The sequence below is a fragment of the Saccharopolyspora tripterygii genome (genome assembly GCF_054778355.1).
Genome location: NZ_BAAGZP010000029.1, coordinates 84,785 through 110,846 on the forward strand (window position 1 = coordinate 84,785; position 26,062 = coordinate 110,846).

A 26,062-nucleotide genomic window follows, 5' to 3' on the forward strand; every position below is an offset into this window, starting at 1 on the left:
ACGGCAACGGTCGGGCATCGCCGGGATCCTGTCGGCCAGGGTGGATGCCGGAAGGAGGGCCCATGATCTCGGATCTCAACCGGCTCGTGGATCTCGTCGAGGAACACCTCGGGGAGGAGTTCGACGTTGGCGAGGCCGCCAGGACGCTCGGCACCACCGAGTACCACCTGCGCCGGATGTTCTCGTCGTTGTCGGGCATGCCGCTGTCGGAGTACGTGCGGCGTCGCCGGATGACCGCGGCCGCCGCCGATCTCGTGCGGGGCGAGGGGGATCTGCTCGACATCGCCGTCCGCCACGGATACGGCTCCACGGAGGCGTTCGGGCGGGCGTTTCGCGCTGTCCACGGCGCGCGGCCCAGCGATGTGCGCCGCGACGGAGGCCCCCTTCGGTCACAGCCGCAGCTCAGGTTCCGCCTGACCGTCGAAGGGAACACCCCCATGGACACCCGCATCGTCGACCAGCCCGCGATCCGGCTCATCGGCCACGCCGCCCGGGTCCCGCTCATTCACGAAGGCATCAACCCGCACATCCAGCGGCACGTCACCTCGTTGCCGCAGCAGGAGCACGCGCGGCTCAAAGCCCTCGGCAACACCGAGCCGAGCGGCCTGCTGCAGGTCTGCGACGACCTCGACCCCGACGGCAGGGAAGGCACCGAGCTGACCTACCTGCACGGTGTCGCCGTGTCGGAGCGCAGCGCGTCCCCGGACGATCTCGAGGTGATCGAGGTGCCGGCGGGCCGGTGGGCGGTGTTCCACACCTCCGGCCCGCACCCGCAGGTCCTGCAGGACACCTGGGCGGCCACGGCCACCGAGTGGTTCCCGTCCCAGCCCTGGCGGCTGCGACCCGGCCCGTCGATCGTCGCGGTCCTCGACCGTGCCGAGGACTTCAGCACCGCCACCTGCGAGCTGTGGCTGCCCGTCGAAGCCGAATGACAGCGCACGAACTTGCTCGTCGAGCGCTCAGGTCAGTGCTCGTCGAGCAAGTGGCGGAGGTACTTGTCGGGGGAGTTGAGGAAGTCGCGGGTGAAGCGGACCGGCAGGGCGTGGTCGTAGTCGGTGGCGTTGATCGTGCCGTCCTCATCGATCTCGAAGATCCGGGCGCCCGGCAGCGCGAGTAGGACGGGGGAGTGGGTGGCGATGATGATCTGGCTTCCCTGCCGGGCCAGCTCGGTCAGGCGCGCCAGCAACGCCATGCAGCCGCGCACCGACAGCGCCGCTTCCGGTTCGTCGAGGACGTAGAGCCCGCGCGGGCCGAACCGGTGGGTGGCCAGGTCCAGGAACGACTCGCCGTGGGAGCGCTCGTGCGGCGACACACCGCCGTAGGCCGGCAGCAGCGACGGCGAGTACGGGTCCTCGTCGAGCCGTTCGATCTCGCTGGCGACGTTGTAGTAGGACTCGGCGCGCAGGAAGAACCCGGTGCGCGGTTTGCGGTTCCAGCGCAGGATCAGGTGATCGCCGAGGCTGGATTCGGTGGCGCGGGTGGCGAAGCGGAAGGACTGCGATCCGCCTTCGGGGTTGAACCCCGCGGCGGTGCCGATCGCCTCGATGAGCGTGGACTTGCCGGTCCCGTTCTCCCCGACCAGGAAAGTCACTGACGAATCCAGGTCCAGTCCGTCGCTCGCGGCCAGCGAGGCGACCACCGGCAGTGTGAAGGGGTAGGCGCCGGTGTCGGAAGCCTCGTCCAGGCGGATGTGACGGATGAACTGCCCGTTGGCGCGGCGTGCTTCCCAGCCCTGGCGCATCGTCCGACGTTAACCCGTCCCGCGCGACCGCCGGACGGTGATCCCGCAACCGAGGTGCCGTATCAGTCCGGAGTAGACGACAACGGAAATTTCCGGTCGTCGACGTCAAGCCAGAACCCGACGCCCACCGGCCTCCTCGACGGAAATGTCACCTGACGAAATGGATCGCCTACATAGCCGCGGCGGGGTAGGGGAGCGTGCGGTCGCAGTGCCGGGTTCGCTGGCGCGGAGAACTCCGGCAGGTATCGCACGGTCTCAGCCAACCATTGACCCAGTTACGTTAATAACGTTTCTCTTAAAACGAAAACGGAATCACAATCAGGAAAATCGGACATGGGGATGGCACGCATAATCGCGCTTATGTGCGGTAGGGTGGTCGCATGGAGCAGCGAGCGGTGTCCGACGCGGACGTGGTGGGGAAGCGGGCGCAAACGGAACTCCTGCGCTCGCCGACGCGCACAGGCCACACCCTGGCGGCGCTGATCGCCTCCTGGCTGGGCTCGTTCGCCGAGTCCGCCGACACCCGGGGCGCCTACTCGCGCGACCTGCGCGACTACCTCGACTGGTGCACCCACCGCGGGCTGGACCCGATGAGCGTGCGGTTGCCGGAGGTGCAGATGTACGGGGCGGAGCTGGCCGCGACACCGAACCCGCGCACCGGGCGCCCCGCGGCGGCCTCCACCCGGGCCCGCAAGCTCGCCGCCGTGTCCAGCTTCTACACCTACCTCGTGCGCGCCGGCGCCATCGACGCCAACCCGGCCCGGGATGCCGCGCGGCCCCGCTACGACCGCAGGCACTCGCCCACCACGAGCGTCACGGCCGAGCAGGCGAGCGCGATGCTGGCGGGAAGCCGCGACTACCGGCACCGCACCCTCGGCCCGCAGGCCGCGGCGCTGGTGATGGCCCTGCTCATCGACCTGGGCGTGCGCGTGTCAGAGCTGTGCGACGCCGATGTGTCCGATCTCGGCCAGCGCGAGGGGATGCGGGTGCTGACGGTGCGGATGAAAGGCGGCAAGGTCCGCACGCGCCCCATCCCGCAGGCGCTGCACGGTGTGCTGGAGGCCTACCTGCAGCAGCGCCCGGACGCCGACACCGACGCGCTGGTGATCACTCGCGAGGGCACCAGGGTCAACCGTCACCAGATCTACCGGCTCGTGCAGACCATGGCCGCACGAGCCGGGGTCGCGATGCCGCAGCGCATCACCCCGCACTCGATGCGCCACACCTTCAACACCATCGCCCGCCAGCACGGAGCGGCCCTGGAGGACCGCCGCGACGCACTCGGGCATTCCTCGGCGGCGGTCACCCAGCTCTACGACCACGTGGCGCTGTCGCTCTCGCGCGACCCGGCGCACCTGGTCTCCCGCGCCACAGCGGCCCCGGAAGCCCGGGGCGAGGACGATCAAGGACCTTCACCCGATACGTCACGGTGACGTTAAATCGTGGTGTGGGCCGATGATTTTCGCGCAGTGGGGTAGTCCCCATGGCATGGCTACCAACACGCACACGTCCACGACCATCAACAACCTCGGCGTCGCCATGTTCACCGTCGCCGACCAGGACCCGGCCCTGGAGTTCTACACCCGCAAGCTCGGGTTCGAGGTCCGCAGCGACACCCGGTTCGGGCCCAACGGCGAATACCGGTGGCTGGAGGTCGCACCCCCGGGATCCACCGCGCGGCTCGCCCTCAACTCGCCCATGGGCGTGGAACCCGGCGGCAGCGCGATCGGGGTGGAAACCAGCGACGTGCACGGCGAGTACGAGCGCCTTCGGGCCCTCGGCGACGTGCAACTGGACTCCGCACCCGAATCCGGGCCAGGCGCACCGCTGCTGTTCATGCTCAGCGACCCCGACGGCAACCACATCGCCGTCGTCGACACCAACTCCTGACGCCTCCCATGAGCGGGTCGGCGTGCCCTCCGGTGGCACGCCGACCCGCTCACCGGTCGCGTCGCGGCGGAGGCTGCAGCTGGGGTGCTCACCGCCGGGTGAGGATCGTGGTGGTGTTCGCGGTGACGATGGCGGCGATCGAGGCCCACTGCCAGGCGTCGAGGTGCTGGCCCAGCAGCAGTCCGGCGGTGGCCGCCAGCACCGGGTTGAGGCTCATGAAGATCGCGAACAGTGGAGCGGGCACCCTGCCCAGCGCCAGCGCGTCGCACAGAAACGGTACCGCCGAGGACAGCACGCCGGCGGTCACCGCGAAACCCAGCGCAGCGGCAGTGGGCGGATGGGTGACCAGCACGCCGATGCCGACCGGCAGGAACAGCAGCCCGGAGATCCCGCACGCGCAGGCGGTTCCCTGACCGCCGGGCAGGGAACCGCTCAAGGCGTGGTTGAGCAGGATGTAGCAGGCCCAGCAAGCCGCGGCCAGCAGCGCCAGCCCCATCCCGAGGTAGTCGGTGGTGGGTTGCGGGCGCATCAGCACCACGACACCGCCCGCGGCCAGCACCGCGCAGGCCAGGTCGACGCGGCGGCGGGACCCGGCCAGGGCGACCGCCAGCGGCCCCAGGAACTCCAAGGTGACCGCCAGACCGAGCCCGATGCGGTCGATGGCGCTGTAGAGCGCGAGGTTGATGACCGGCAGCACCAGGGCCAGCGCGAGCACCAGCCGCCGCTGGGCCGCGGTGAACTGCCTGAACCTGGGGCGGGTGGCGGCCGGTAGGACCAGCGCGGCGATCCACTGGCGCACGGCCACCACACCGGCCGGGGTGATGGTGTCGAAGGCCAGGGATCCGATCGCGGCGCCGGTCTGGTTGGACAGGGCGCTGCCCGTCATCAACGCCACCCCCGCACCTCGGGAGGCATCCGGGACGGTCGGGGCGGGAGCGGTGCGCGCGGTCGACATGCCCGCCACCCTGGGGCCCGGGGCACTGTTGCACCTAATGCATGCGCCGCGCCAAAGATACGCTGGAGGTATGGATGTGGAGTTGCGGCAGCTCAAGTGCCTGGTCGCGATCGTCGAGGCCGGCACCTTCACCGACGCTGCCGCCGAACTCGGCCTCTCCCAAGCTCAGGTCTCGCGCACGCTGGCCGGGCTGGAGAACGCCCTCGGCGTGCGGCTGCTGCGCCGCACCAGCCGCCAGGTCGCCCCCACCGCTGCGGGAACGCGCGTGCTCTCCCGCGCCCGGCGCGTGCTGGCCGAGGCCGACGAGCTGGTGCACGAGGCCAAGACCGGTGATTCGACGCTGCGGCTCGGTCATGCCTGGTCGGCGTTGGGCAAGCACACGGTGGCCTTCCAACGTCGCTGGGCGCTCAGCTCACCGGAGGTGCGGGTGCAGCTGGTGCGCACCAACTCCGGCACCGGCGGGCTGGCCGAAGGCGCCTGCGATCTGGCGGTGGTGCGCACCGAGCCCGACCGGCGCCGCTTCTCCGGCGTGGTGGTAGGCCTGGAACGCCGGTACTGCGCGATGGCCACCGATGACGCGTGGGCGCGGCGCCGTTTCGTGCGGTTGAGCGATCTGGCCGAACGCACGGTGCTCATCGACCGGCGTGCGGGTTCCACGACGCCGCAGCTGTGGCCGGACGACCGGCAACCGGTCTTCGAGGACACCGCCGACGTCGACGACTGGCTGACCGCTGTTTCCAGCGGGCGGGTCGTGGGCATCACCTCCGAGGCCACGCTCACCCAGTACCGGCGCAGCGGGGTGGTGTTCCGGCCCGTCCGCGACGCACCGCCGATCCCGGTGCGGGTCATCTGGTGGCGCGGCGAGCGGCCGCTGCACGCGGGCAAGGTCGTCGACCTGCTCACCGAGCTCTACCGCCGCTGAGGCGATGACGATCCGGAACGGACCCGTCATGCGGGCCGGCCGATGGTCCTCAGCCCGGAGCGCAGATCGCCGGTCTCCGGACGCGTGACGGCATCGCCTGCGTCGCGCTGCCAGGATTCGGTGATGATGGCCCCGAACAGGGCCGCTTTGGTGGGAAACTGCTTGAACAGGGTGGACTTCGAGACCCCGGCGATGTCGGCGACCCGTGCTGGGGAGGTGCGGTCGCAGCCGCGCTCCACGAACGGTGTGCGTGGCCGCGGTGGTGATCGCGTGTCCGCTCACGCTGCACCAACAAGGCGAGTCGGGTGACTCGCATCTGGGGAGGAAGGCATGACCATCGACAAGAGCGCTGTGGTGACCGGTGCGAATCGTGGTCTCGGGCGCAGCACGGCCATCGCTCTGGCCACCCGCGGGGCGCGGGTCGTGATCACCCACCGCGGTGATGCGGCCGGGGCGGAGGAGACCGCCGAGCAGGTGCGGGCTTCGGGTGGGACCGTCGCCGTCGTCCGGCTCGACATCAGCGATGTCGGCTCCTTCGAGTCCTTCACCTCCGAGGTGGGCGCGCAGCTGCGGCGCTGGGGGGCTTCGCGGCTCGACGTCCTGGTCAACAACGCGGGAGTGGGGATCTTCGGGCCGCTGGAGAGTGTCACGCTCGAGGACTTCGACGCGGTGATGGGCACCAACGTCCGGGGCACGTTCTTCCTCATCCAATCGCTCGTGCCGCTGCTGGGCCAGGGCGGCCAGATCATCAACGTCTCCTCGTCAGCGACCCGCCACACCAGGCCCACCACCTCCCTCTACGCCGCATCGAAGGCCGCCGTCGAAGCGCTCAGCCGCAACCTCGCCGCGGAACTCGGGCCTCGCGGCATCCGGGTCAACTCGGTCGCCCCGGGCCCGACCGCCACCGACTTCAACGGCGGAGCGATGCGCGACGACGCCGGGCTGCGCCAGGCTCTGGCCGACCAGACCGTGCTCGGCCGAGTCGGCGAACCCGACGAGATCGGCGACGCCATCGCCACGATGGCCTCCGAGGGACTGCGCTGGGTCACCGCCCAGCGCATCGAAGTTTCCGGCGGCGCCCTGCTGTGAGCACCCATGACCTCATCAAGATCGGGACAGGTGAGCGGGTCACGGCACCAGCAGCAGCACGACGCTGCCGTGCATGTAGAGCACCGGGAACGCGGTGGCCACCGCGGCGGTGAACAGCAGCACCTGCACGATCACGCCTGCCCCGCGCAGCTTCCACACCGCACCCGCCGCCAGCAGCAGCGCACCGACACCGGCCTGACCCCACCAGTAGAGCGGGTGCGTGCTCTCGGCGAGGACGAGCAGCCCGTAACCCGCCTCGCCAATCAGCACACCACACAGCGCTGAAAGCCCCAGGGCCGCACGGGTTCCCGGTCCCCTCCGCAGCCACTGCGCACCCAGCCCCAGCACGGGTCCGGCCAGCAGCGCCGCAGCACCCCAGAACACCATCAGCCCGGTGGAGGAGGGGTAGCCGCGCAGCAGGTCGGTGAGCACGTAACCGGCGAGCATCCCCGCCAGCGACAGCGCCCCGCACACCGCTCCCGCCAGCGCCGTCGGTGCGGGCAGCGCCAGGGCGAAGGCCAGCAGCGTCCACGCTCCGCTGGAGTTGGCCAGCGATGCCACCGGCGCGGGCAGCGCGCCTTGCGCGACGGCGGTGACCCCTCCTGCGGCCAGTCCGCAGGCCACGGCGATCAGCGCGGCGCGCACGGCGCCGCGACGTCGGTGCGCGCCCGTGGACACCGGGTGTGCGAGAGCCATGCGGTGGAGTTTCCCAGCAGACCCGCTCAGCGGGAGCACGTTTCGGCCCAATCCGCTCCCGCCCGGATGGCCCATCGGTGATCGGTCGGGGCAGCGCCCCCGGAGCGCGCGGGCATCAGGTGAGTGCGCGCAGTTCCTGACCGGCCGCCCACGACGTCAGCAGGGCCAGAGCGTCCGCGGTCGGCGTGCCTGCGGGGGCGGTGTAGACGTTGAGCAGCAGGCCGGGTTCGGCGGGAAGCTCCATCGACTCGACGTCCAGCTCGAGATCACCCACGACCGGGTGTTGCATCCGCTTGCGGCCGGACCGGTGCAACCGGACGTCGTGGGAGGCCCACCGCTGCCGGAACAGCGCACTGCGGGCCGACAGCTCACCAACGAGGGCGAGCAGTTCCCGGTCGTGCGGAGCGCGGCCGGCCTGCATGCGCAGCTTCGCCGCCACGTCGGAGGCGATCCGGTCGTAGTCGACGAACAACGCTCGTGCCGCTTCGGGTTCCAGGTACAGGAACCGCGCGGTGTTGGCCGGTCGTCGCGGGTCGGCCAGCACTGGTGAGTACAGCGCTCGGGCGGGGCGGTTCATGGCCAGGACGTTGTAGTGGCCGTTGCAGATCACAGCGGGCGCATCGGCCAGCGCGTCGAGCACCTGCTGCAGCGCGGGACGCACCGTCACGGCAGGTCGTCGGGGACCGCTGGAGGTCCCGGATCGACGCGCGAGGTGGAAGAGGTGATCGCGTTCGGCCTGGTCGAGTTGCAACGCCGAGGCCAGTGCGTCGAGTACCCCGTCGGAAGTGCCGGTGAGACTGCCACGCTCCATGCGCACGTAGTAGTCGACCGACACACCGGCCAGCAGAGCCACTTCTTCGCGACGCAGGCCCGCGACGCGGCGGTTGGCCCCGTAGGCGGGCAGACCCGCGCGTTCGGGCGTGAGGCGCGCGCGCCGCGACCCCAGGAACGCCTTGATCTCGGTGCGCAGGTCGCTCGTGGTCACCCCATCACCGTAGGCGCCACCGACAGGTGAAGGGAGGTTCTGCTGGTGCCCCTCACCCGCGGTGGGCGTCCGGGGTTCGTGCCGTGTCTAGGTGCCGGTCGCGGTCGTGGCGATGCCGCCGTCGACCGCGATGATGGTGCCGGTGAGGTAGGCCGCTGCCCGGCTGGCGAGGAAGACGGCGACGCCTGCCATGTCGTCGTCGCGGCCGAGCCGGCGCAGCGGTGCCTTCGCCGCGATCGTCTCGCCGTGGGCATCGAGCGTCGCGGCCATCATCTGCGAGGGGAACGGCCCCGGGGCCACCGCGTTCACCGCGACGTGCTGCGGTCCCAGTTCCCGGGCGAGCACGCGGGTGAGTTGGTGCAGCGCTGCTTTGCTGCCTGCGTAGGAGTAGTTGGGGGATTCGGCGACGTGGATGGCCGCGATGCTGCCGATGTTGATGATCCGCGCGGGATCATCGGCCGCACCCGCCCTGCTAAGCGTCGGCAGCAGTGCTTGTACCAGCCGGAACGGTGCTTTGAGGTTGAGGTCGAGCACCGAGTCCCAGGCCTCGGCCGGGAACGTCTCCAGCGGCTCGCGCCACATCGCTCCCGCGTTGTTGACGAGAATGTCCAGCTGTTCGGAGTCGTCTGCGACGCGATCAGCGAGGCGAAGGCACTCGTCGAGGTGGGAGAGGTCGGCGGGCACGGCCCGCACGTCGCCGAATTCCGACAGCAGGTGTTGCGCCCCCGCGCACGCGTCCGCCGTGCGCGAGCTGATGAACACGCGCGCGCCCGCTCGCAGGAGACCGCGCGCGATCATCAACCCGATTCCCCGGGTGCCACCGGTGACGAGTGCGCTCCTGCCACTCAGGTCGAAGAGGTCCGCGTGAGCGGTGGACTGGTTTTCCGCCATGGCTGGCCGTCCTTCTGCCGTGGAAGCACGTGCTGACGCCTTCGCGTCTCCGTGCCGGTGAACTCGACCAGGCTGACCGGAATCCGGGGCGGCGGGGAGTTCCTGGTGATGCCGGTACCAGGAGAGTTCCCCGGCCTGTGATCCCGTCGCGCGGGTGGTCGCGGTCCACATGCGACAGGGGCGCTCGTCCGACCCGCATCGGACAGGCGGGTTGCGTGAACAAGCCAACCCCGCTGGCAGGCGTCGCGGGGTGGTGCGGGAGCTGGCTATGCTCCGGGCCTCCTTTGCCCTGGAAGGTGGTTCGCGATGCCGGTGCCCAGTCTGCTCGGGGTCTTCGCCCATCCCGACGACGAGTCGCTGTCGGCCGGGGGTGTGCTGGCCCGCCAGGCCGAGGCGGGAGCCCGCACCGGTGTGGTGACCGCGACCTGGGTGGACGACACCCACCGGGCCGGGGAACTGGGAGAGGCACTGCGGATCCTCGGCGCGGGCAAACCGCGCCTGCTGGGCTACGCCGACGCGCGGGTGCCCGAATCAGCGCCGGGCTGCGCGCGACTGGTCGATTCCCCGCTGCAGGAAGCCGTGCACCGGCTGGTGGGCCACCTGCGGGAGTTCCGCCCGGACGTGGTGATCACCCACGACGGCTACGGCGGCATCTCCGGGCACCCCGATCACGTGCACACCCACCGCATCACGATGCTCGCGGTGCACGCGGCCGCCCTCGAACAGCTGCATCCGGAGGCGGGCGAGGCGTGGCAGGTGGGGGCGCTGTACTCGGTGACCCACCCGCACTCGGAGCTGGCCGCCTACCGCGGCCTGGTGGGGGCCCCGAAAGCCGCCCACACGGTGCCCGACGAGCAGCTGAGCGCGTCGGTCGACATCAGCCGCTGGCTGGACAGCAAGACCGAAGCGGTCCTGGCTCACCGCAGCGAGGTGCAGCGCGGCGCGCTTCCCGCGCTGGTCGGTGACCTCGACCCCGGCACCCGCAGGCAGTTGTTCGGCACCGAGCACTTCCTGCGCCACCCCCTGGCCGGCCTCCGCGGAGGTTCCGAGCCGATCGCCTGAGCGAGCCCCGGGGTCAGCGCCAGTGCGCGGGGCGCTGCAGCCCCGCGGGCAGGCGGGTGGTGTCGTTGCCTCGGGCCGCCGACACCTGCGGTTGGGTGAGGTAGAGCGCGCCGGTGAGTTCTGCGCCGCGCAGATCGGTATCGCGCAGGTCCGCGCCCAGCAGGTCGGCGAAACCCAGGTCCGCGCCGCGCAGATCGGCGGCGATCAGCAGCGCACCGCGCAGGTTCGCCGAGCGCAGGTGCGTGCCGCGCAGACGGCGGCCCACCAGATCGGCACCGCGGTGCTGCGCGCCGCGAGGGCCGCGCACCAGGATGCTGGCCTCGCCGAGCAGGTCACCGGTGCGCCCGCGTTGGGCGCCCAGGTCCACTTCGGCCAGTGGTCCGGCCGCCAGCTCGGTGAGTGCGCGGACCTCGCCGCGGCGCGCTCGCAGATCTTCGTGCAGGGCTGCGGTGGCCTCACGTCCCAGCGCGTCGTCGAGGTACCACAGCAGTTCGTGCAGGCCGCGCATCACCTCGAACGCCGCGAACATCGACTCCGCCGTCTCCGGGGCCTCCCGCCACGACACACCACCGAAGGTGTGCTGCGAGAGGTGCTGCCCGGCACCGAAGCAGTCGAACACCGTGCACCCGGCGAAGCCCTCGTCGCGCAGGTTCGCGTGAATCCCGCAGGAGAAGTCGGCCAGCAGGTTGTGGCACGGACGCCCACCGGGCTTGTCCACCGCGAAATCCGCCGAAGCGGAGAAGGGCAGTGCCACGCAGCACAACCCGAAGCACCGCGCGCAATCGGCCCGCAGGTCCTGACTCTCACCCATGGGGAAGATTGTCCGCTCACCAGCGGTGATCGCCTCGACCGGGGCCGTTGGTACGGTCACTGCTCGTGAGTGAGCAGCCGCGATCCGCCGAGGACACCGCCGAGGGCATCTGCCGCTTCCCGGGGTGCGAACGCCCGGTGGAGCGCCCCAGCGGCCCGGGACGCCCCCCGGAGTACTGCGACCTGCCCGAACACACCCGGTGGCGCGCCTGGAAGCAGCGGCAACGCCTCCAGGCGGTGGCCGAGCAAACCCCGAGCACCACCTCGGAGAGCGCCAGCGAGTTCGACGGGGCGCGGATGCGCGCCGAGGAATTGCTGCGCCAGTACCGGCTGCTGTCGGAACAGCTGGGCCGCAACCTGCGCGCGGGCCTGGAGGAGTTGGCCACGCTCACCGATCCCTCGGCCGCCGAAGCCCAGATCCAGGCTGCCCAAGCCGAAGCCGCGCACCGCGTCGCCCAGGCCGAGCAGGCGCTGGCCACCGCCCAGCAGCAGCGCCGCGACGCCGAGCAGGCCCGCCAGAACGCCGAGCAGGCCCGCCAGAACGCCGAGGAGGCAGCCGAGGACGCCGTGGCCGAAGCCGAGCAGGCCGCGCGGGACGCCGACTCCGCCCAGGCGCAGCGCGACCAGGCGTGCGCCGAGGCCGAGCAGGCGCGAAGCGACGCGGCGGCTGACGTCGAGGCGGCCCGCAACGAAGCCGAAGTCGCCACCGCCGCGGCGCAGCGCCAGGCCGAGGAACTGGTGGCCCGCGCCCGCCACGACGCGCGCACCGACATCGCCGAAGCCCACAGCGCCCTGGAGACCGCGCGCACCGACGCGGCCGCGCAGGTGCTCTCCGCTCAGCAGCAAGCCCAGCGGGAGATCGCCGAGGCCGCCGATCGCAAGGCCGAGGCGGGGGAACGCGCCGCGCGCGCGGAAACGGCCGCAGAGACCGCCCGCGAACAGGTCACCGAACTGCGCGCGGCCGCCGAGTCCTCCCGCGCGGAGATCGAGCGCCAGCGCACCGAACTGGCCGCGCTGCGCGAGCAGCACACCACCGAGGTTCAGCGGCTGCGCGAGGACGCCGCCGAGCGGTTGCGCTCCGAGCGCGACGCGCACGCCCAGCGGCTGGCCGCCGTGGAAGACGCGCGCGATCAGGCCCAGGCCCGCGCGCAGCGGGCCGAGACCCAGCTCGACACCGCCCACGAGGAACTGCGGGCACTGCGCCCCACCGAAACCGGCTCGGCCGACTAGCCGGGCGTGGCCCGTATGAGGGGGTGGGTTCAGCCGGCGGAGTCCCGTTCGGCGAAGACCTCGCGTGCTGCGAAGGTGGCGTTGACCGCGCGCGGGAATCCGCAGTAGCAGGCGGCGTGCAGGATGACCTCGGTGATCTCCTGGCGGCTGACGCCGGCGTTGAGCGCTGCACCGATGTGGACCTTGAGCTGTGGTTCGCAGCCGCCGAGCGCGATCAAGGAGCCGAGGGTGACGAGCTGGCGGCTGCGGGGGTCCAAGCCCGGCGGTCGTCGATGTCGCCGAATCCGAACGCGGCGATGTGGTGGCCGAGCGCTGGGTTGATGTCGGCGAGCGAGTGCGCGCAACGCCTCGATCGAGTGGCCGCCGGGCGGATCCACCGCCAGCCGAAGCGCTTCCCGCAACGTCTCGTCCGGTTCCATGACCGGGACGCTAGAGGTGTGAGCGCGCTCGAAGGCAAGCGCGCCGCCGAGCGAGTACCCCTCAGCGCACCTGCCGGGCCATGCGCCACACGACGTCGACCCCGGCTCGTCCTGGTGCGGGGGCGAAGCGGGGCGGGCGGTGCGGGTCGACGCAGTCGAATCCGAGGCGTTCGGGGATGCGCCGGCTGGCGGTGTTGGCGGCGTCGTGCCAGATCTCGACGCGGTCCACGCCTGGCAGCGCGAAGGCCTGGTCGGTGAGCGCGCGTGCGGCGGCGGTCATCAGGCCGCGCCCGGTGTGTTCGGGGTGCAGCCAGTAGCCGATCTCCAGGCCGCCGTCGCCGATGCGCCGCTCCAGGGAGATCGTGCCGGCGATGTGGCCGCCTCGGGTGATCAGGTAGGTGTAGCCGTCACCGCTGTGCCAGTGGCGGGTGGCGGTGTCGATGAACTCCACCGCGGCCGAGACCGGGTAGTCGCCTTCCGCCCACGGCATCCAGGGCCGCAGGTGCTGCAGGGATTCGGTGACGGCCTGCTGCAACGCGGCGGTGTCGGCCGAGGTCGGTCGGCGCAGCAGCGCGCCGGGCACCGGGATGCGTTCCTGCGGGCGGGTCATGCCCGTGATGCTGCTCGGTGGCCACCGCAGGTCGCAAGCGGTTTCCTGCCCCGAACGCGCGAGCGGGGCGCGATCCCCGGTGATCTCCGGCAATGGCGCCCCGCTCGGTCGTGCTGGGTGGCTCTCGATCAGATGAGGCCGAGCTTGCTGACGGTGTCGCGCTCCTCGGTGAGCTCGCCGACCGAGGCGTCGATGCGGCCGCGGGAGAACTCGTCGATCTCCAGGCCCTGCACGATCTCGAACTTGCCGTCGCGGGCGGTGACGGGGAACGAGGAGATCAGGCCCTCCGGCACGCCGTAGGAGCCGTCGGAGACGACACCGGCCGAGGTCCAGTCACCCTCGGGGGTGCCGTTGACCCAGGTGTGGACGTGGTCGATGGCGGCGTTGGCGGCCGAGGCCGCGGAGGAGGCGCCGCGGGCGTCGATGATCGCCGCGCCGCGCTTGGCGACGGTGGGGATGAACTCGTCGGCCAGCCAGGACTGCTCGACCTGCTCGGCGGCGATCTTGCCGCCGACCTCGGCGTGGAAGAGGTCGGGGTACTGGGTGGCGGAGTGGTTGCCCCAGATCGTCAGCTTCTTGATGTCGGTGACCGACACGCCCAGCTTCTGGGCGAGCTGCGTCTGCGCCCGGTTGTGGTCCAGGCGGGTCATGGCGGTGAAGCGCTCGGCCGGGACGTCCGGCGCGTGGGCCTGGGCGATCAGGGCGTTGGTGTTGGCGGGGTTGCCGACCACCAGCACGCGCACGTCGTCAGCGGCACCGGCGTTGATGGCCTCGCCCTGGGGCTTGAAGATGCCGCCGTTGGCCTCGAGCAGGTCGCCGCGCTCCATGCCCTTGGCGCGGGGGCGGGCACCGACCAGCAGCGCGACGTTGGTGCCGTCGAAGGCGGTGCGCGCGTCGTCGGTGATGTCGATGCTCTCCAGCAGCGGGAAGGCGCAGTCGTCGAGCTCCATCGCGGTGCCCTCGGCAGCCTTGACCGCCTGCGGGATCTCCAGCAGGCGAAGCTTGATCGGGGTCTCGGCGTCGATGAGCTGACCGGAGGCGATCCGGAACAGCAACGCGTAGCCGATCTGACCGGCCGCACCGGTGACGGTCACGGTGACGGGAGCTTTGGTCATGAGGTCTCGTTCTCCTGCTCGACGGGTGGTGTTGGCTCTGCCGGGGATGCTATCGGCAGTCCCGCGGGGGTGTGGGAGACCCGTCAGGGATCACAGGTGAACGCCTCCGGGACCGATTCAGCAGCCGAGATCCGCACCACACGTGAGGTGGCCACAGCGTCGGCATTGGCCGTTTTCCACCCGGCCTGTGGTGCCTAGGTTGGCGTTGGTCGTCAACCGGGAGGGGTGCGTGGTGGTCGGTGGTGGCGCGGTGACCGGAATCGCGGTGGTGGCCTTGGGGATGGTGCTGACCCCGGGGCCGAACATGGTCTACCTGGTGTCGCGGACGCTGACCCAGGGCCGTCGTGCGGGCGCGGTGTCGTTGTGCGGTGTGGCCGCGGGTTTCGCCGTCTACGCCGCCGCGGCCACCGCGGGGCTGTCCACGATGTTCGCTCTGGTCCCGGTGCTCTACATGGTGCTGCAGGTGGCCGGAGCGGGATATCTGGCGTGGTTGGCGTGGCAGGCGCTGCGCCCGGGTGCGGTCTCGGTGTTCGAGCCGGCCCCCGTCGAGCCTGCGGGGGCCGGCCGGTTGTTCGCGATGGGTTTGGTGACCAACCTGCTCAACCCGAAGATCGCGGTGCTCTACGTGTCGCTGCTGCCGCAGTTCGTCGATCCGGCGCGCGGGTCGGTGGCCGCGCAGTCGCTGCTGCTGGCCGGGGTGCAGATCGGGGTGGCTCTGGCGGTCAACGCCCTGATCGTGCTCGCAGCGGGATCGGTGGCGCGCGTGCTGGCCGGACGCCCGGTGTGGTTGCGGGTGCAGCGGTGGCTGATGTCCGCGGTGCTGGCCGGTCTGGCCGTGCGGCTGCTGACCGACCGCGCCCGCCCGGCGGGTTGAGCGCGGCACCTGCTTCAGCTCATGCGCTTGCCGCCGCCCGCGTAGAGGGTTTGCCCGGTGAGCCAGCGGGCTTGGTGGGAGGCCAGGAACACCGCGATGTCGGCGATGTCGTCGGGGTGCCCGACGCGGCCGAGAGGGCTGAACTCGGCGAAGCGGGCGTTCATGTCGCGGCTGATCCAGCCGGTCTGCACCGGGCCGGGCGCGATGATGTTGACGGTGATGCCCGCGGGCCCGAACTCCGCGGCCGCCGAACGCGACAGCGATTCCAGCGCGTTCTTGGTGGCCCAGTAGGAGACCTCGCCCGGCGCGCCGTCGGCGGCATCGGTCGACAGGGTGATGATGCGGCCCCAGTCGGCGCGGCGGCGCTGGTGACGCCGGTGGTGCTCGGCCATCAGCAGCGCCGGTGCCCGGGTGTTGACGGCGTGGTGCGCGTCGAGGCCGGCGGCGCTGACCGGGCGGGCACCGCGGGCGGTGGTGAAGGTGTCGGGCTGGTTGTGGGCGGCGTTGGCCACCAGGATCTCCACCGGGCCCAGCAGCGCTTCGGCCTCGTCGTAGACGCGGGCCGGGACGTCGGGGGCGGCCAGATCGGCGGTGATGGAGTGGGCGGTGTGGCCGTCGGCGCGCAGGGCGGGGGTGAGGTGGTCGCTGCTGCCGGGCGGGTTGACCAGCAGCAGCCGGGCGTCCTGGCGGGCCAGGGCGCGGGCGATGGCCGCACCGATGCCCAGGGCGTTGTCGGTGCCGGTGATGACGGCGACGCGATCGCGCAGTCGCGGGTCGATCATGCCCTGATCATCGTCCGCCCCGCGAGAACCGGACCGGGCAGGGTGGCTCTTGGGGTCGTTTCAGGATGCGGCGGAGCCGTTGTTCCAGGTGTGGGGCTCAGCCGGCACCACTGTGGCCTTCCCATGTGAGGTTCCGCCACCCGCACCGCCGAGCAAGGCGATTCCGCAAGGACCCCTTAGGCTGTGGGGGCATGGGTCATGGTGAGGACGGGGTCGATCGCATTCAGGCGGCGTGGCGGCGGGAACGCCCGGGCATGCCCGTGGAGTCCATCGGCGTGATCACCCGGATCTGGCGCATCGCGAAACTCCTCGAAGACCAGCGCCGCCGCTCCGATTCCCGCGCCGGTGTGGACGCCGCGACCCGCGATCTGCTCTCAACGCTGCGCCGCTCGGGCCCGCCCTATCGCCTCGCGGCCGGTGAGATCGCCCGCCAATCGCTGGTCAGCGCGGGGGCGATCTCGCAGCGGGTGGCGCGTGCCGAGCAGCGCGGCCTGGTGGTCCGCAGCCGAGGGCAGGACGGCCGCACCGTGCAGGTGCAGCTCACCGACGCAGGCCACGCGCTGGTGCAGGACCACGTGGAGGATCTGCTGCGCTACGAGGAAACGCTGCTCTCGTCGCTGTCGGACGAGCAGCGCGAGCAGCTCACTGGTCTGCTGCGGGTGCTGCTGGGCGATCTGACCACCCGCTTCGGCGCCGACGACCGGCCCTGACCCGCCCCGATCGCGAAAAACCGCTTGCCGTGGGGGAATGCGGGGTGTAGTGGTCTGTGAATGCTGCACGAGAGCGGAACCGGCGAGGTCATGTCGCTGACCGACCGGACCACGACGCTGCGCTACGTGCCGATGACCGGTGCGCCGCGCATGATCCGCCTGATCAGCGCCGAGGGGCCGGACGTGCTGGGGCTGCTGCGTCAGCGGCTTCCCGACTGGAGCGTGGTGACCGACCTGGCCGCCGGTCAGCGGTTGCTGGCCGCAGGCGCCCGGTTGCGCCGTCACGCCCACACCATGCGCCGCGACCTGATCGCCGACCCGCCACCACCGGACTGGGCGCGGGGTGAGCCGCCGGCCCCGCTGCGGGTCACCGCCTGCGACCGGCCGCCGGAAGCGCTGCTTGAGGCGTGGCGCGAGGCCTACCCGCCGGGGCACCCTGATCACGTCATCGCCGATGACCGGGCGCTGCGCACCGAACTGCTGCAGCCGCTGCTGTCGGGCAGGGTGCTGGGCCCGCTGCTGGAGGCCAGCGCCTTGGTCGTCGACGGACGGGGCAGGGTGGTGGCGGGCCTGATCGTCAACGACCGGGCCGGCACCGCGTGGGTCGGCGACGTCTTCCGCCGTCGTGGTCCCGCCTACGCCGGGCTGGGCGGGCTGCTGCTGCGCCGGGCGGTGGCGGGGCTTTCGGGACGGTTCTCGCTGGCGGGTTTGGCGGTGACGGTCGGCAACCCCGCGCAGCGGCTCTACCGGCGGTTGGGATTCGAGATCACCGAAACGACCATGACCTTCGCGCTGTCGTGACCGGCGATGGGTTACAGTGCTGAGGTGACCTGCAGTTCTCACATGGCTTGGTGGCGCTCCTGCTAGGAGCGGCCACCCACTGCGTCACATCCCCAGATCTCCGAGGGCCGTTCGACCGACGGCCCTCTTTTCGTGCGTGCTCTCGCGCTCGGTGCGGGTTTTCGGCGGACGGCGCCGGACCTGCCACGAGAGGAACACCTCATGACCACCGCGGTCGACATCTCCCCGGCTGCTCGGCGCAGCAGCGAACTGGAATCCGAGATCTCGGCGGACCCGTCGCGGTTCCGGATCCTCACCGGTGACCGGCCCACAGGACCGCTTCACCTGGGCCACTACTTCGGGACCTTGCACAACCGGGTGCGGTTGCAGCGCCAGGGGGTCCACCTGAGCCTGGTGATCGCCGACTACCAGGTGCTCACCGATCGTGACGTGGCCGAGGACCTCTCCGGGCACGTCACGAGCCTGATCGCCGACTACCTGGCGGCGGGCATCGACCCGGACGAGGCGATGATCTTCACCCACAGCCAGGTGGCGGCGCTCAACCAGTTGCTGCTGCCGTTCCTGAGCCTGGTGACGGTCTCGGAGCTGCAGCGCAACCCGACGGTCAAGGACGAGATCGCCCATTCCCGCCAGTCGGGTGTGTCGGGGCTGATGTTCACCTACCCCGCGCATCAGGCGGCCGACATCCTGTTCTGCAAGGCCAATCTGGTGCCGGTCGGGTCGGATCAGCTGCCGCACCTGGAGGTGACCCGCGCGATCGCCCGGCGCTTCAACGACCGCTACGGACCGGTGTTCCCGGAGCCGGAGGCGCTGTTGTCGGCGGCGCCGCTGCTGCTGGGCACCGACGGGGCGAAGATGAGCAAGAGCCGCGGCAACGCGATCATGCTGGGTTCCTCGGCGGAGGAGACCGCGCGGTTGATCCGGTCGGCCCGGACCGACGCGCAGCGCCACATCACCTACGAGCCGCAGGCGCGACCGGAGGTGGCGAGCCTGGTGCTGCTGGGGGCGTTGTGCAGCGGGCGGGATCCGGTGGAGTTGGCCGAGAGCATCGGTTCGGGTGGGGCGAAGGCGCTCAAGGCGGTGGTGACCGAGGCGGTCAACGAGCACTTCGCGGCCTCGCGGGAGCGACGGGCCGAGCTGCTGGCCGATCCGGGCTACCTGCGTGAGGTGCTGGCGCGGGGCAACGCTCGCGCCAACGAGCGCGCCGAGGTCACGCTGGCGGAGGTGCGGGAGGCGATGGGCACGGTCTACGGGGCCTCCAGGTAGGACAGCGCCAGGGCCGACAGGTGCAGTCCCTGGCCGGTGGTGTCGATGAGCCCGAGTTCCCGCAGCCGCCAGATGTCGGTCTTGGCCCGGGAGACGGGGCGTTGCTGCTGGTCGGCCAGTTCGGCGGGCGAGAGGCCGGGGTGGCGGCGCAGGGCCTCCAGGACGTGGCGGGTCCAGGGTCCGCGCGGTGTCGCGAGGTCCAGGCGGGCGAGCTGGGCCTGGAGCCGGCCGCGGGTGCGCTCGTCGAGGGCTTCGGGTGCCGGGTGGGGTTGCTCGACCGGTCCGAGGTGGGCCAGGGCGAGCCGGTACGTGCGGCCGCGGTGGCGGTCGAGGGAGGCGTGCAGGCCCGCGGCGGTGGTGAAACCGGCGCGGGCCGCGTCGTGGTCGGTGAGCGAGGCGGGGTCGATCTCGGTGACCGAGGTGATCTCGACGAGTCCGCGGCGGGTGGGCACGCGGGCGCCGGGGCGGGCGTGCGGGCTGGGCCAGCGGAAGTAGGTCTCGGTGATCTCGCCTGCGGCCACCCCGCGGGCGATCCGGTCGCTCAACACCCCTCCCACGCTAGCGCCCGCCCGGCAGGCTCCAGAGCGGGCGCGTGTTGATCACGAAACGAGTTCATCAACTACCGCAGGTGTGCCGGGTGGGGCGACAATCGGTGAATGCTGCAGGTTTGCCTCAACGGCGCCCGGTCACCGCGCGAGCACTTCCACCTGCCGGTGCGGCCGGAGGAGTTGGCCAAGGCGGCGGCTGATGCGGTGTCGGCCGGTGCCACCGACGTGCACCTGCACCCCAAATCGGCTGATGGCACCGACAGCCTCGATCCGCACTCGGTGGCCGCGGCGTTGCGCGCGGTGCGGGCCGCGGCTCCGGGGGTGCCGGTGGGGGTGACCACCGGGGCGTGGACGGCGCCGGACACCGCCTCGCGGGTGCGGGCGATCAAGGCGTGGACGTTGCTGCCCGACCACGCCTCGGTCAACTGGCACGAGCCGGGTGCCGACGAGGTCGCCGGGGCGCTGCTGGAGCGCGGGGTGGGCGTGGAGGCCGGGGTGTTCTCGGGCACCGACGGGGATCACCACTTCCGGCTCTCGCCCTACCGCAACAGGGTGGTGCGGGTGCTGGCCGAGGTCACCGACCGCACGGCCGGGGGAGCGGCGACGACCGCCGAGGCGCTGCTGGCCCGCTTGCACCCGGCTTCGGCGCCGATCCTGCTGCACGGGGAGGCGGCCGGGGCGTGGCCGGTGCTGAGGGTGGCCGCCCGCCGGGGCTTCGGCACGCGCATCGGGCTGGAGGACACGCTGGTGCTGCCGGACGGGCAGATCGCCGCCGACAACGCCGAGCTGGTGGCCGCCGCCCGCGAGATCCTGGAGACCGAGGCGCACTGACCTCGACGGCATATTCCATCCGGTCTATATTCGTGGTGTGGCAACTACGTTCGAGGTGCTGGCCGAGCCGCACCGTCGCGACATCCTGGACCTGCTGCGCAGCGGCGAACGGGCCGTCGGCGATCTGGTCGAGCGGCTCCCGCTGAGTCAGCCCACGGTGTCCAAGCACCTCAAGGTGCTGCGCGAGGCCGGGCTGGTGGAGGTCCGCCAGGACGCCCAGCGCCGCTGGTACCGGCTGCGCCCGGAACCGCTCGCCGAGATCGACTCCTGGCTGCGGCCCTACCGGCACCTGTGGGAGCGGCACCTCGACGCACTGGAGCGCCACCTCGAGACCATGGATGAGGACCCGCGATGACACCTGAGCTCTCGATGATCAACGGCCACCCGGTGCTGCGCCTGCAGCGCGTCCTGAACCACCCGCCGGAGAGGGTCTGGCGGGCGATCACCGACCCGCAGCAGCTCTCGGAGTGGTTCCCGGCCCGTGTGGAGTTGGCCACCGCCGCACCGGGTTCGGCGATGACCTTCCACTTCGACGGCGGCGAACCCGGCGAGACCCCCGACGAGGGCGAGGTCCTGGAGGCCGACGAGCCGAAGGTCTTCGCCTTCCGCTGGAACACCGACGTCATCCGCTGCGAGCTGCTGCCGCACGAGCGGGGCTGCCTGCTGGTGTTCACCCACACCCTGCGCGACCCCGACAGCGACCGGCCCTCGGCCGCTCGCCACGGCGCCGGCTGGCTGATCTGCCTGGACGCCCTGAACGCCGGGCTGGAGGGTACGAGCGCCGAGTTCGACATGGCGGTCTGGTTCGCCCGCGCCGAAGAGCTCGTCGAACTCTTCGGGCTCGGCGAGGGCCAGGTGCTGGCCGGGCGGGAGGACTGGACGATCCGCTTCGAGCGCGACCTCGTGCAGCCCCCGCACCAGGTGTGGGAGCTGCTCTCCGGCGGCGAGGTGCTCGCACCCGGCGACCCGGCGCCCCTTCCGGCCACCCACGGCTACGGCGACGCGGGAGCCATCGTGGAAGCCGAGCCCGCCCGAGGGCTGGTGTATTCGTGGGCGGACGGCGGGCAGGTCCGGTTCGAGCTGCGCGAGCAGCACCCGATCGGCACGCGCCTGGTGCTCACCCACACCGTCACCGACCCGCACGCCCGGGCGAGCCTGCTGGCGGCCTGGCACACCCACCTGGAGCTGTTGTTCGCCGCCCTGCACGGCGACATCCGCTGCCCGTGGCCGGCCGAGCGCACCGAGGCGCTGCGCGCCCACTACGCCGCCGCGCTCGGCTGATCACCCGAGAAGGGGATCGTCGTGTCGGGGTCGTGGTGATCGGCCACTTAGGATGGTCGTCGTCCGAATCGCGCCGCAGCCATCAGGAGAGCGAGCATGATCTTCATTACCGCCAAGTTCCGGGTGAAGCCGGAGCACGCCGACCAGTGGCCGCAGATCTCCGCCGGGTTCACCAACGCCACCCGCAACGAACCGGGCTGCCTGTGGTTCGACTGGTCGCGCAGCGTGGAAGACCCGAACGAGTACGTGCTGGTGGAGGCCTTCCGCGACGGCGAGGCCGGTGCCGCGCACGTCCAGAGCGAGCACTTCCGGCACGCGCAGCAGACGCTGCCGCAGCACCTCGTCGAGACGCCGCGGGTCATCAACGCCTCGCTGGAGCAGGACGACTGGTCCCTGCTGGGCGAGATGGCCGTGGAGTAAGCCGGGTCTGAGCGGGGAGGGCTTCGGGCGAGCACGGCCCGGAGCCCTCTTCTCCGACTTGAAATGCAACCAAATGGCTGCCTATATTGGTGGGGCAGGATCGAGCACCGCGAGAGGAGGGGGAACGGCATGGACGAGGTCTTCCGCGCCCTGGCCGACCCCGGCCGCCGACGACTGCTCGACAGCCTGCGGCGCACCAACGGGCAAACGCTGCGCGAACTGTGCGGCGAGCTGGAGATGACCCGCCAATCGGTGAGCAAGCACCTCGCCGTCCTGGAAGGCGCAGCGCTGATCACCACCACCCGACGCGGCCGGGAGAAGCTCCACCACCTCAACACCGCACCCATCGCGGCGGTCTCCGAACGCTGGATCAGCCGCTACCACCAGCAGCACGTCCACGCCCTGCACGACCTGGCCACCACCTTGGAGAACCCCGTGCCCGACACCGACTTCGTGTACCAGACCCACATCCGCACCACGCCGGAGAAGCTGTGGGAAGCGCTGACCAGCCCGGAGTTCACCCGCCAGTACTGGGGAACGAGCCTGCGCAGCGACTGGCGACCCGGCTCCCAGATCACCTGGGAGGAGAACTCCGCCACCATCACCGACCCCGAACAAGTCGTCCTGGAATCAGACCCACCCCACCGGCTGGCCTACACCTGGCACACCTTCACCACCGACTGGGCCGCCGCCAGCGGCATCGACGAAGACCTGCGCGCGCGACTGGCCGCCGAACCCCGCAGCAAGGTCCTCTTCGACATCGAAGCCGCAGGCGAGGACACGGTGAAGCTGACCGTGACCCACACCGACCTCATCAGCGATTCCACCCTGCGCACGATGATCAGCCAGGGCTGGCCGGCCCTGATCTCCAGCCTGAAAACCCTCCTGGAAACCGGCACGGCGCTCCCGCAGCACTGAGGGCCCGGCTCACACCGCCAGCACCAGCCCCAGCGAACCGCCCGCCAAGGCGAGGAACAGCACCGCAGGCCCGCTCGTGCCCCACGTGCGGGCGCGGGCGTGCACCACCATCGCGCCGACGAAGAACACCACCAAACCCGCCGCGGCCAGCGCCCCGACCACCGGCACACCCACCAGCCCGGCCACGAGCCCCACGGCCCCGGCACACTTGAGCACACCGAGCATCGGCAACCACGCCACCGGCACCCCGTTGGCCTCCGCGTTGTCCCGGACCTGCCGGTAACCGGCGAAGTCCAGACCCGCGCTCACGGCGTTGAGCAGCGCGGTCACGGCCACCACCATCACGTAGACGACGAACATCACCCACATCCCTTCACGACCCGTCCCTGCCCTGCATGACGCGCGCCGCCCCCGGGATGTGACCGTCCCGCAGCTGGGGGAGAAGACCCGCCATCGTGCGGGCCAGCTGGATCGGACCGGGCTGGTGACCGTCGGACTGCGCGCAGAGCACGACGTGGTCCGCTCCGGCCCGCAGATGGGCCGCCACGTCCGCGGCCACCGCGGCGGGCTGCCCGTTCGAGGTGACGGCGTCGACGAGCCGGTCGCCGAGACCGGTGATCTCGGCGTCGCCGAACCCCATGCGCCGCAGGTTCGCCGCATAGCCGGCCACCTCCGAACCGACCAGAAATCCCAGCGGACCCCGCACCGCGTCCCGGGCTCGGGCCCGGTCCTCATCGAGCGCCACCAGCTGGCAGACGACCAGAACCGCATCAGGCCCCAGCCGCCTGCGGGCCTGAGCGGTGTACTCCGGCGTGACCAGCATGGTGATCGCGCCCGCCGCACTGTCGCGGGCCAGTTCCAGCTTGCGCGGGCCGAGCGCGGCCAGCAGCCGCCTCGACACGGGAATCCGACCGTCCAGCCCGTCCAAGACCTCCCGGGGCGCCGAGACGGGACGAGCCTGCAACCCACCGAAACCGGGCCACAGCCTGCCCGGCGCCTCGGCCTCCACGCGCCCGAACAGCTCCGCCACCTCATCGGTACCGAAGCGGTCCAGCGGGATGATCCCCGGCGCCACCGCCACCGCCCGGGTCGCGCGCACCAGCTCCGCGAGCGGATCGAGGGTGTCCAACTGCCCACCCAGCACCCACAGCGCCGAGCAGCCGAGGGCTTCGGCTTCCACGGCCTGCCGCAGGTAATCACCATCCCCGTCGACGTCCAACGCCACACCGACCCGGCCGAAACCCCGCTCGCCACTCACGTGAACCCCCTCCGTCATCGTCGAAGTCACGCTAAAACCTCGAGATAACTGGAAGTCAACGCTCGTGGCCGCCACCCGCAGCCCACCGGCCGGCCTCCCGTCCCTGAACCGCAGGTGAACGCCGCGCGAACCACCGTCAATCAGCCGAAGAGCCTATTGCCCTGCTGCCTTCGGCCCGACCAAGGTGATCACCGCACAGCGCCGACCAGCTCGATGGGGGAGACCGCCATGCCGTTGCAGTCCTACGGCGTGCTCAGCGCACGCGTCATCGACGTCCGCCGCGAAACCGGCTACACCCCACACTACCAGATCCACCTCGTCGACAACGACGAACGCCACTACCGCGCCGCGGTCAACGTCGAATCCAGCCAACAGCCCTCGGACCTGCTCTACTTCGCCGCCGAGGACTTCCAGCACCCGCTCACCGCCGCCCTCCCGCCCGCAGGATCGGGCTGGACCAAGCTCGATGCCCAACCCGGTGGCGCCGCACTGGACTACGTGCGCGCCAACGCCGTCACCCGCGAGCAGATGCGGCCCGTCCCGCCCGACGCCGAAGGCCCCGACAACGACCTCGCCGACTTCCTCGACCACTACGTCCGCCGCGCCCAGCAAGACCCCACCGCCACCGCCTACCTCCACGGCGAACCCTGGGGACCGGAAGACACCCCCGACAAGATCTTCGGTTTCCAGCCCGGCAACGGCGTCCACAACATCCACATGAACCAGGGCAACAGCGAGCAGTTCCAGGAGGACGACGGCGTCTGGCAGGACGGCGCACTGCTGCTGCACTTCGCCGACGAGAACCGCTGGGTCGCGGTGTTCCTCGCCTTCCAGACCCAGTCCTGGCACACCGACGACGACACCGGCCACGCCCTCGCAACCCCCGAACGCGACGAACCCGCCTCACTGCGCGTCGTGGCCGCCATGGTCAACCCCGTCGGAGGCGGCAGGGAGAACGAAACCATCACCCTGCTCAACACCGCCGACCACACGATCTCCCTGACCGGCTGGACCCTCGCCGACGCCCAGAAGAACACGATGCCCCTGCCCGTGCCCGACATCGCCGCCGGACAAACCCTGCAGATCCCCGCCACCGAGGGATTCCAGCTCGGCAACGACGGCGGCCAGATCACCGTCCTGGACCCCCAGGGCCGCAAGGTCCACGGCGTCACCTACACCGCCCAACAAGCCGCCACGGAAGGCCGCACCGTCGGGTTCTGACCCACCAGCAGGTGGCCGGTCACGCACCCACGCGACCGGCCACCTGCAACGCCCGGGACAAGTCCGCCACCTGCGCATCCGCCAGCACGACAGTCACCTTCCGGCCGCTGACCAGCGTGAACGTCAACGACTCCGCGTCGACCTCCACGCACCCGGCCACCCGCTCCCGCACCAGCGACTCCGCAGTGCTCTCACGATCCCCCTCGAACAGCGGCAGATTCGCCGCCATCTCCACCACGCACCACGCCGCCGACCAGAACGCCTCGCGATCCCGGAAATCCGTCCGGCTGCAGGTCAGCTCCCGTCCCAACCCCGAGGAACCCACCCGCGCCTTGACCCGGCCCACACCCGCAGCCGCCTCCCAGATCGCGAACACCGTCACGTTGTTGGCCAACCGCATCCGATAGGTCTCCCGCCCCTGAGAACGGGCCAACTCCCAACCATCCACCATCTCGGGCCAAGCGTCGTTCACCACGGCACTCCTCTCGAACCGGCGCACTCACCGCTCCGACGCACCACACCCCAACCCCGGTTCCACCCGACCCCTCACCCCGCCACGAACTCCACCGCCGTGCGCCCCTCCGACACTTGCGAACAACCCCGCAGCACCAAACCGCACCCGCCGGCCGAAACCGGCCCGAGTGCTCATCGAAGTCGAAAACCCCCACCGTCACCAGGTGATCCAGCAACCGCCGCAGAACAGACCGCACAACCCACTCCCTCCTAGGTCACCGACT

At 71.2% G+C, this 26,062-nt stretch carries 32 protein-coding genes; 17 read left to right on the top strand and 15 right to left on the bottom strand.

What is annotated here, in order from left to right; translation table 11 throughout:
• Positions 1-62: 62 nt before the first annotated feature.
• Entirely contained in the window at positions 63-932 is an 870-nt protein-coding gene (locus ACYVF3_RS21975; protein WP_461156128.1) for a GyrI-like domain-containing protein, read from the top strand.
• Positions 933-964: 32 nt separating this feature from the next.
• Here the strand turns inward: ACYVF3_RS21975 and ACYVF3_RS21980 are convergent, their stop codons facing one another.
• Positions 965-1,741 (bottom strand): AAA family ATPase, encoded by a 777-nt coding sequence (locus tag ACYVF3_RS21980; RefSeq protein WP_461156129.1) that lies wholly within the window; start codon positions 1,739-1,741, stop codon positions 965-967.
• Between the two features lie 380 nt (positions 1,742-2,121).
• On the opposite strand from ACYVF3_RS21980, the gene ACYVF3_RS21985 reads away from it, so the two are divergent.
• Positions 2,122-3,174 (top strand): tyrosine-type recombinase/integrase, encoded by a 1,053-nt coding sequence (locus tag ACYVF3_RS21985; protein ID WP_461156130.1) that lies wholly within the window; start codon positions 2,122-2,124, stop codon positions 3,172-3,174.
• 55 nt (positions 3,175-3,229) lie between these two features.
• Entirely contained in the window at positions 3,230-3,631 is a 402-nt protein-coding gene (locus ACYVF3_RS21990; RefSeq protein ID WP_461156131.1) for a VOC family protein, read from the top strand.
• Positions 3,632-3,719: 88 nt separating this feature from the next.
• Here ACYVF3_RS21990 and ACYVF3_RS21995 read toward each other — a convergent pair whose 3' ends face one another.
• Positions 3,720-4,586, bottom strand: a complete 867-nt coding sequence (locus ACYVF3_RS21995) for an EamA family transporter (protein WP_461156132.1) — start codon at positions 4,584-4,586, stop codon at positions 3,720-3,722.
• A gap of 70 nt (positions 4,587-4,656) precedes the next feature.
• Between ACYVF3_RS21995 and ACYVF3_RS22000 the strand changes: the two genes are divergently transcribed.
• Entirely contained in the window at positions 4,657-5,508 is an 852-nt protein-coding gene (locus tag ACYVF3_RS22000; protein ID WP_461156133.1) for a LysR family transcriptional regulator, read from the top strand.
• Between the two features lie 26 nt (positions 5,509-5,534).
• Here the strand turns inward: ACYVF3_RS22000 and ACYVF3_RS22005 are convergent, their stop codons facing one another.
• Complete coding sequence (locus tag ACYVF3_RS22005) at positions 5,535-5,747, bottom strand: TetR/AcrR family transcriptional regulator (RefSeq protein WP_461156134.1); 213 nt, start codon at positions 5,745-5,747, stop codon at positions 5,535-5,537.
• Positions 5,748-5,838: 91 nt separating this feature from the next.
• On the opposite strand from ACYVF3_RS22005, the gene ACYVF3_RS22010 reads away from it, so the two are divergent.
• Complete coding sequence (locus tag ACYVF3_RS22010; protein WP_461156135.1) at positions 5,839-6,597, top strand: SDR family NAD(P)-dependent oxidoreductase; 759 nt, start codon at positions 5,839-5,841, stop codon at positions 6,595-6,597.
• A 39-nt stretch (positions 6,598-6,636) separates the two neighbouring features.
• Here the strand turns inward: ACYVF3_RS22010 and ACYVF3_RS22015 are convergent, their stop codons facing one another.
• From ACYVF3_RS22015 to ACYVF3_RS22025, 3 genes are all read right to left on the bottom strand, one after another.
• The gene (locus ACYVF3_RS22015) at positions 6,637-7,293 is read right to left on the bottom strand and encodes a DUF6518 family protein (RefSeq protein WP_461156136.1); all 657 of its coding nucleotides are present in this window, start codon (positions 7,291-7,293) and stop codon (positions 6,637-6,639) included.
• Between the two features lie 115 nt (positions 7,294-7,408).
• Positions 7,409-8,278 carry a helix-turn-helix transcriptional regulator gene (locus ACYVF3_RS22020; RefSeq protein WP_461156137.1) on the bottom strand — a complete coding sequence of 290 codons (870 nt, stop codon included), beginning with the start codon at positions 8,276-8,278 and terminating at the stop codon, positions 7,409-7,411.
• 87 nt (positions 8,279-8,365) lie between these two features.
• Positions 8,366-9,169, bottom strand: a complete 804-nt coding sequence (locus ACYVF3_RS22025) for an SDR family oxidoreductase (RefSeq protein ID WP_461156138.1) — start codon at positions 9,167-9,169, stop codon at positions 8,366-8,368.
• 306 nt (positions 9,170-9,475) lie between these two features.
• Between ACYVF3_RS22025 and ACYVF3_RS22030 the strand changes: the two genes are divergently transcribed.
• Entirely contained in the window at positions 9,476-10,231 is a 756-nt protein-coding gene (locus ACYVF3_RS22030; RefSeq protein WP_461156139.1) for a PIG-L deacetylase family protein, read from the top strand.
• Positions 10,232-10,244: 13 nt separating this feature from the next.
• Here the strand turns inward: ACYVF3_RS22030 and ACYVF3_RS22035 are convergent, their stop codons facing one another.
• On the bottom strand, positions 10,245-11,042 hold the full coding sequence (locus ACYVF3_RS22035; protein ID WP_461156140.1) for a pentapeptide repeat-containing protein: 798 nt from the start codon (positions 11,040-11,042) through the stop codon (positions 10,245-10,247).
• Positions 11,043-11,107: 65 nt separating this feature from the next.
• On the opposite strand from ACYVF3_RS22035, the gene ACYVF3_RS22040 reads away from it, so the two are divergent.
• The gene (locus ACYVF3_RS22040) at positions 11,108-12,271 is read left to right on the top strand and encodes a hypothetical protein (RefSeq protein WP_461156141.1); all 1,164 of its coding nucleotides are present in this window, start codon (positions 11,108-11,110) and stop codon (positions 12,269-12,271) included.
• Positions 12,272-12,300: 29 nt separating this feature from the next.
• Here ACYVF3_RS22040 and ACYVF3_RS22045 read toward each other — a convergent pair whose 3' ends face one another.
• From ACYVF3_RS22045 to ACYVF3_RS22055, 3 genes are all read right to left on the bottom strand, one after another.
• Positions 12,301-12,690 (bottom strand): carboxymuconolactone decarboxylase family protein, encoded by a 390-nt coding sequence (locus ACYVF3_RS22045; protein ID WP_461156142.1) that lies wholly within the window; start codon positions 12,688-12,690, stop codon positions 12,301-12,303.
• Positions 12,691-12,751: 61 nt separating this feature from the next.
• Positions 12,752-13,300 (bottom strand): GNAT family N-acetyltransferase, encoded by a 549-nt coding sequence (locus ACYVF3_RS22050; protein WP_461156143.1) that lies wholly within the window; start codon positions 13,298-13,300, stop codon positions 12,752-12,754.
• A 128-nt stretch (positions 13,301-13,428) separates the two neighbouring features.
• Positions 13,429-14,415 (bottom strand): malate dehydrogenase, encoded by a 987-nt coding sequence (locus ACYVF3_RS22055; protein ID WP_461156144.1) that lies wholly within the window; start codon positions 14,413-14,415, stop codon positions 13,429-13,431.
• A 199-nt stretch (positions 14,416-14,614) separates the two neighbouring features.
• On the opposite strand from ACYVF3_RS22055, the gene ACYVF3_RS22060 reads away from it, so the two are divergent.
• Positions 14,615-15,289 carry a LysE family translocator gene (locus ACYVF3_RS22060; RefSeq protein ID WP_461156145.1) on the top strand — a complete coding sequence of 225 codons (675 nt, stop codon included), beginning with the start codon at positions 14,615-14,617 and terminating at the stop codon, positions 15,287-15,289.
• A 14-nt stretch (positions 15,290-15,303) separates the two neighbouring features.
• On the opposite strand, the gene ACYVF3_RS22065 is transcribed toward ACYVF3_RS22060, so the two are convergent.
• The gene (locus ACYVF3_RS22065) at positions 15,304-16,071 is read right to left on the bottom strand and encodes an SDR family NAD(P)-dependent oxidoreductase (RefSeq protein WP_461156146.1); all 768 of its coding nucleotides are present in this window, start codon (positions 16,069-16,071) and stop codon (positions 15,304-15,306) included.
• A gap of 191 nt (positions 16,072-16,262) precedes the next feature.
• Here ACYVF3_RS22065 and ACYVF3_RS22070 point away from each other — a divergent pair, with 191 nt between their 5' ends.
• The 3 genes from ACYVF3_RS22070 (at position 16,263) to trpS (ending at position 18,848) form a co-directional block, all read left to right on the top strand.
• The gene (locus ACYVF3_RS22070) at positions 16,263-16,781 is read left to right on the top strand and encodes a MarR family winged helix-turn-helix transcriptional regulator (protein WP_461156147.1); all 519 of its coding nucleotides are present in this window, start codon (positions 16,263-16,265) and stop codon (positions 16,779-16,781) included.
• Between the two features lie 60 nt (positions 16,782-16,841).
• Positions 16,842-17,582: a GNAT family N-acetyltransferase gene (locus ACYVF3_RS22075; protein ID WP_461156148.1), complete on the top strand. Its 741-nt coding sequence runs from the start codon at positions 16,842-16,844 to the stop codon at positions 17,580-17,582.
• A gap of 201 nt (positions 17,583-17,783) precedes the next feature.
• Entirely contained in the window at positions 17,784-18,848 is a 1,065-nt protein-coding gene (gene trpS / locus ACYVF3_RS22080; RefSeq protein WP_461156149.1) for a tryptophan--tRNA ligase, read from the top strand.
• Here the strand turns inward: trpS and ACYVF3_RS22085 are convergent.
• Positions 18,830-19,396: a hypothetical protein gene (locus ACYVF3_RS22085; RefSeq protein ID WP_461156150.1), complete on the bottom strand. Its 567-nt coding sequence runs from the start codon at positions 19,394-19,396 to the stop codon at positions 18,830-18,832. The genes trpS and ACYVF3_RS22085 overlap by 19 nt on opposite strands.
• Positions 19,397-19,504: 108 nt before the next feature.
• Between ACYVF3_RS22085 and ACYVF3_RS22090 the strand changes: the two genes are divergently transcribed.
• The 5 genes from ACYVF3_RS22090 to ACYVF3_RS22110 all read left to right on the top strand — a co-directional run bounded on the left by ACYVF3_RS22090 (position 19,505) and on the right by ACYVF3_RS22110 (position 22,846).
• Entirely contained in the window at positions 19,505-20,227 is a 723-nt protein-coding gene (locus ACYVF3_RS22090) for a 3-keto-5-aminohexanoate cleavage protein (RefSeq protein ID WP_461156151.1), read from the top strand.
• 37 nt (positions 20,228-20,264) lie between these two features.
• On the top strand, positions 20,265-20,582 hold the full coding sequence (locus ACYVF3_RS22095) for an ArsR/SmtB family transcription factor (RefSeq protein ID WP_461156152.1): 318 nt from the start codon (positions 20,265-20,267) through the stop codon (positions 20,580-20,582).
• Positions 20,579-21,508 (top strand): SRPBCC family protein, encoded by a 930-nt coding sequence (locus ACYVF3_RS22100; RefSeq protein WP_461156153.1) that lies wholly within the window; start codon positions 20,579-20,581, stop codon positions 21,506-21,508. The genes ACYVF3_RS22095 and ACYVF3_RS22100 overlap by 4 nt, the downstream gene beginning before the upstream one ends.
• A 96-nt stretch (positions 21,509-21,604) precedes the next feature.
• Positions 21,605-21,928 carry a putative quinol monooxygenase gene (locus tag ACYVF3_RS22105; RefSeq protein WP_461156154.1) on the top strand — a complete coding sequence of 108 codons (324 nt, stop codon included), beginning with the start codon at positions 21,605-21,607 and terminating at the stop codon, positions 21,926-21,928.
• Positions 21,929-22,057: 129 nt separating this feature from the next.
• Positions 22,058-22,846 carry an ArsR/SmtB family transcription factor gene (locus ACYVF3_RS22110; protein WP_461156155.1) on the top strand — a complete coding sequence of 263 codons (789 nt, stop codon included), beginning with the start codon at positions 22,058-22,060 and terminating at the stop codon, positions 22,844-22,846.
• 9 nt (positions 22,847-22,855) lie between these two features.
• Here ACYVF3_RS22110 and ACYVF3_RS22115 read toward each other — a convergent pair whose 3' ends face one another.
• Both ACYVF3_RS22115 and ACYVF3_RS22120 read right to left on the bottom strand, forming a co-directional pair.
• Positions 22,856-23,206 (bottom strand): DoxX family protein, encoded by a 351-nt coding sequence (locus ACYVF3_RS22115; RefSeq protein WP_461156156.1) that lies wholly within the window; start codon positions 23,204-23,206, stop codon positions 22,856-22,858.
• Between the two features lie 13 nt (positions 23,207-23,219).
• The gene (locus ACYVF3_RS22120; RefSeq protein WP_461156157.1) at positions 23,220-24,104 is read right to left on the bottom strand and encodes a TIGR03620 family F420-dependent LLM class oxidoreductase; all 885 of its coding nucleotides are present in this window, start codon (positions 24,102-24,104) and stop codon (positions 23,220-23,222) included.
• Positions 24,105-24,332: 228 nt separating this feature from the next.
• Between ACYVF3_RS22120 and ACYVF3_RS22125 the strand changes: the two genes are divergently transcribed.
• The gene (locus tag ACYVF3_RS22125) at positions 24,333-25,325 is read left to right on the top strand and encodes a DUF2278 family protein (RefSeq protein ID WP_461156158.1); all 993 of its coding nucleotides are present in this window, start codon (positions 24,333-24,335) and stop codon (positions 25,323-25,325) included.
• Between the two features lie 19 nt (positions 25,326-25,344).
• Here ACYVF3_RS22125 and ACYVF3_RS22130 read toward each other — a convergent pair whose 3' ends face one another.
• Positions 25,345-25,797, bottom strand: coding sequence for a hypothetical protein (locus ACYVF3_RS22130; RefSeq protein WP_461156159.1), 453 nt, complete (start codon positions 25,795-25,797; stop codon positions 25,345-25,347).
• Positions 25,798-26,062: the final 265 nt, after the last annotated feature.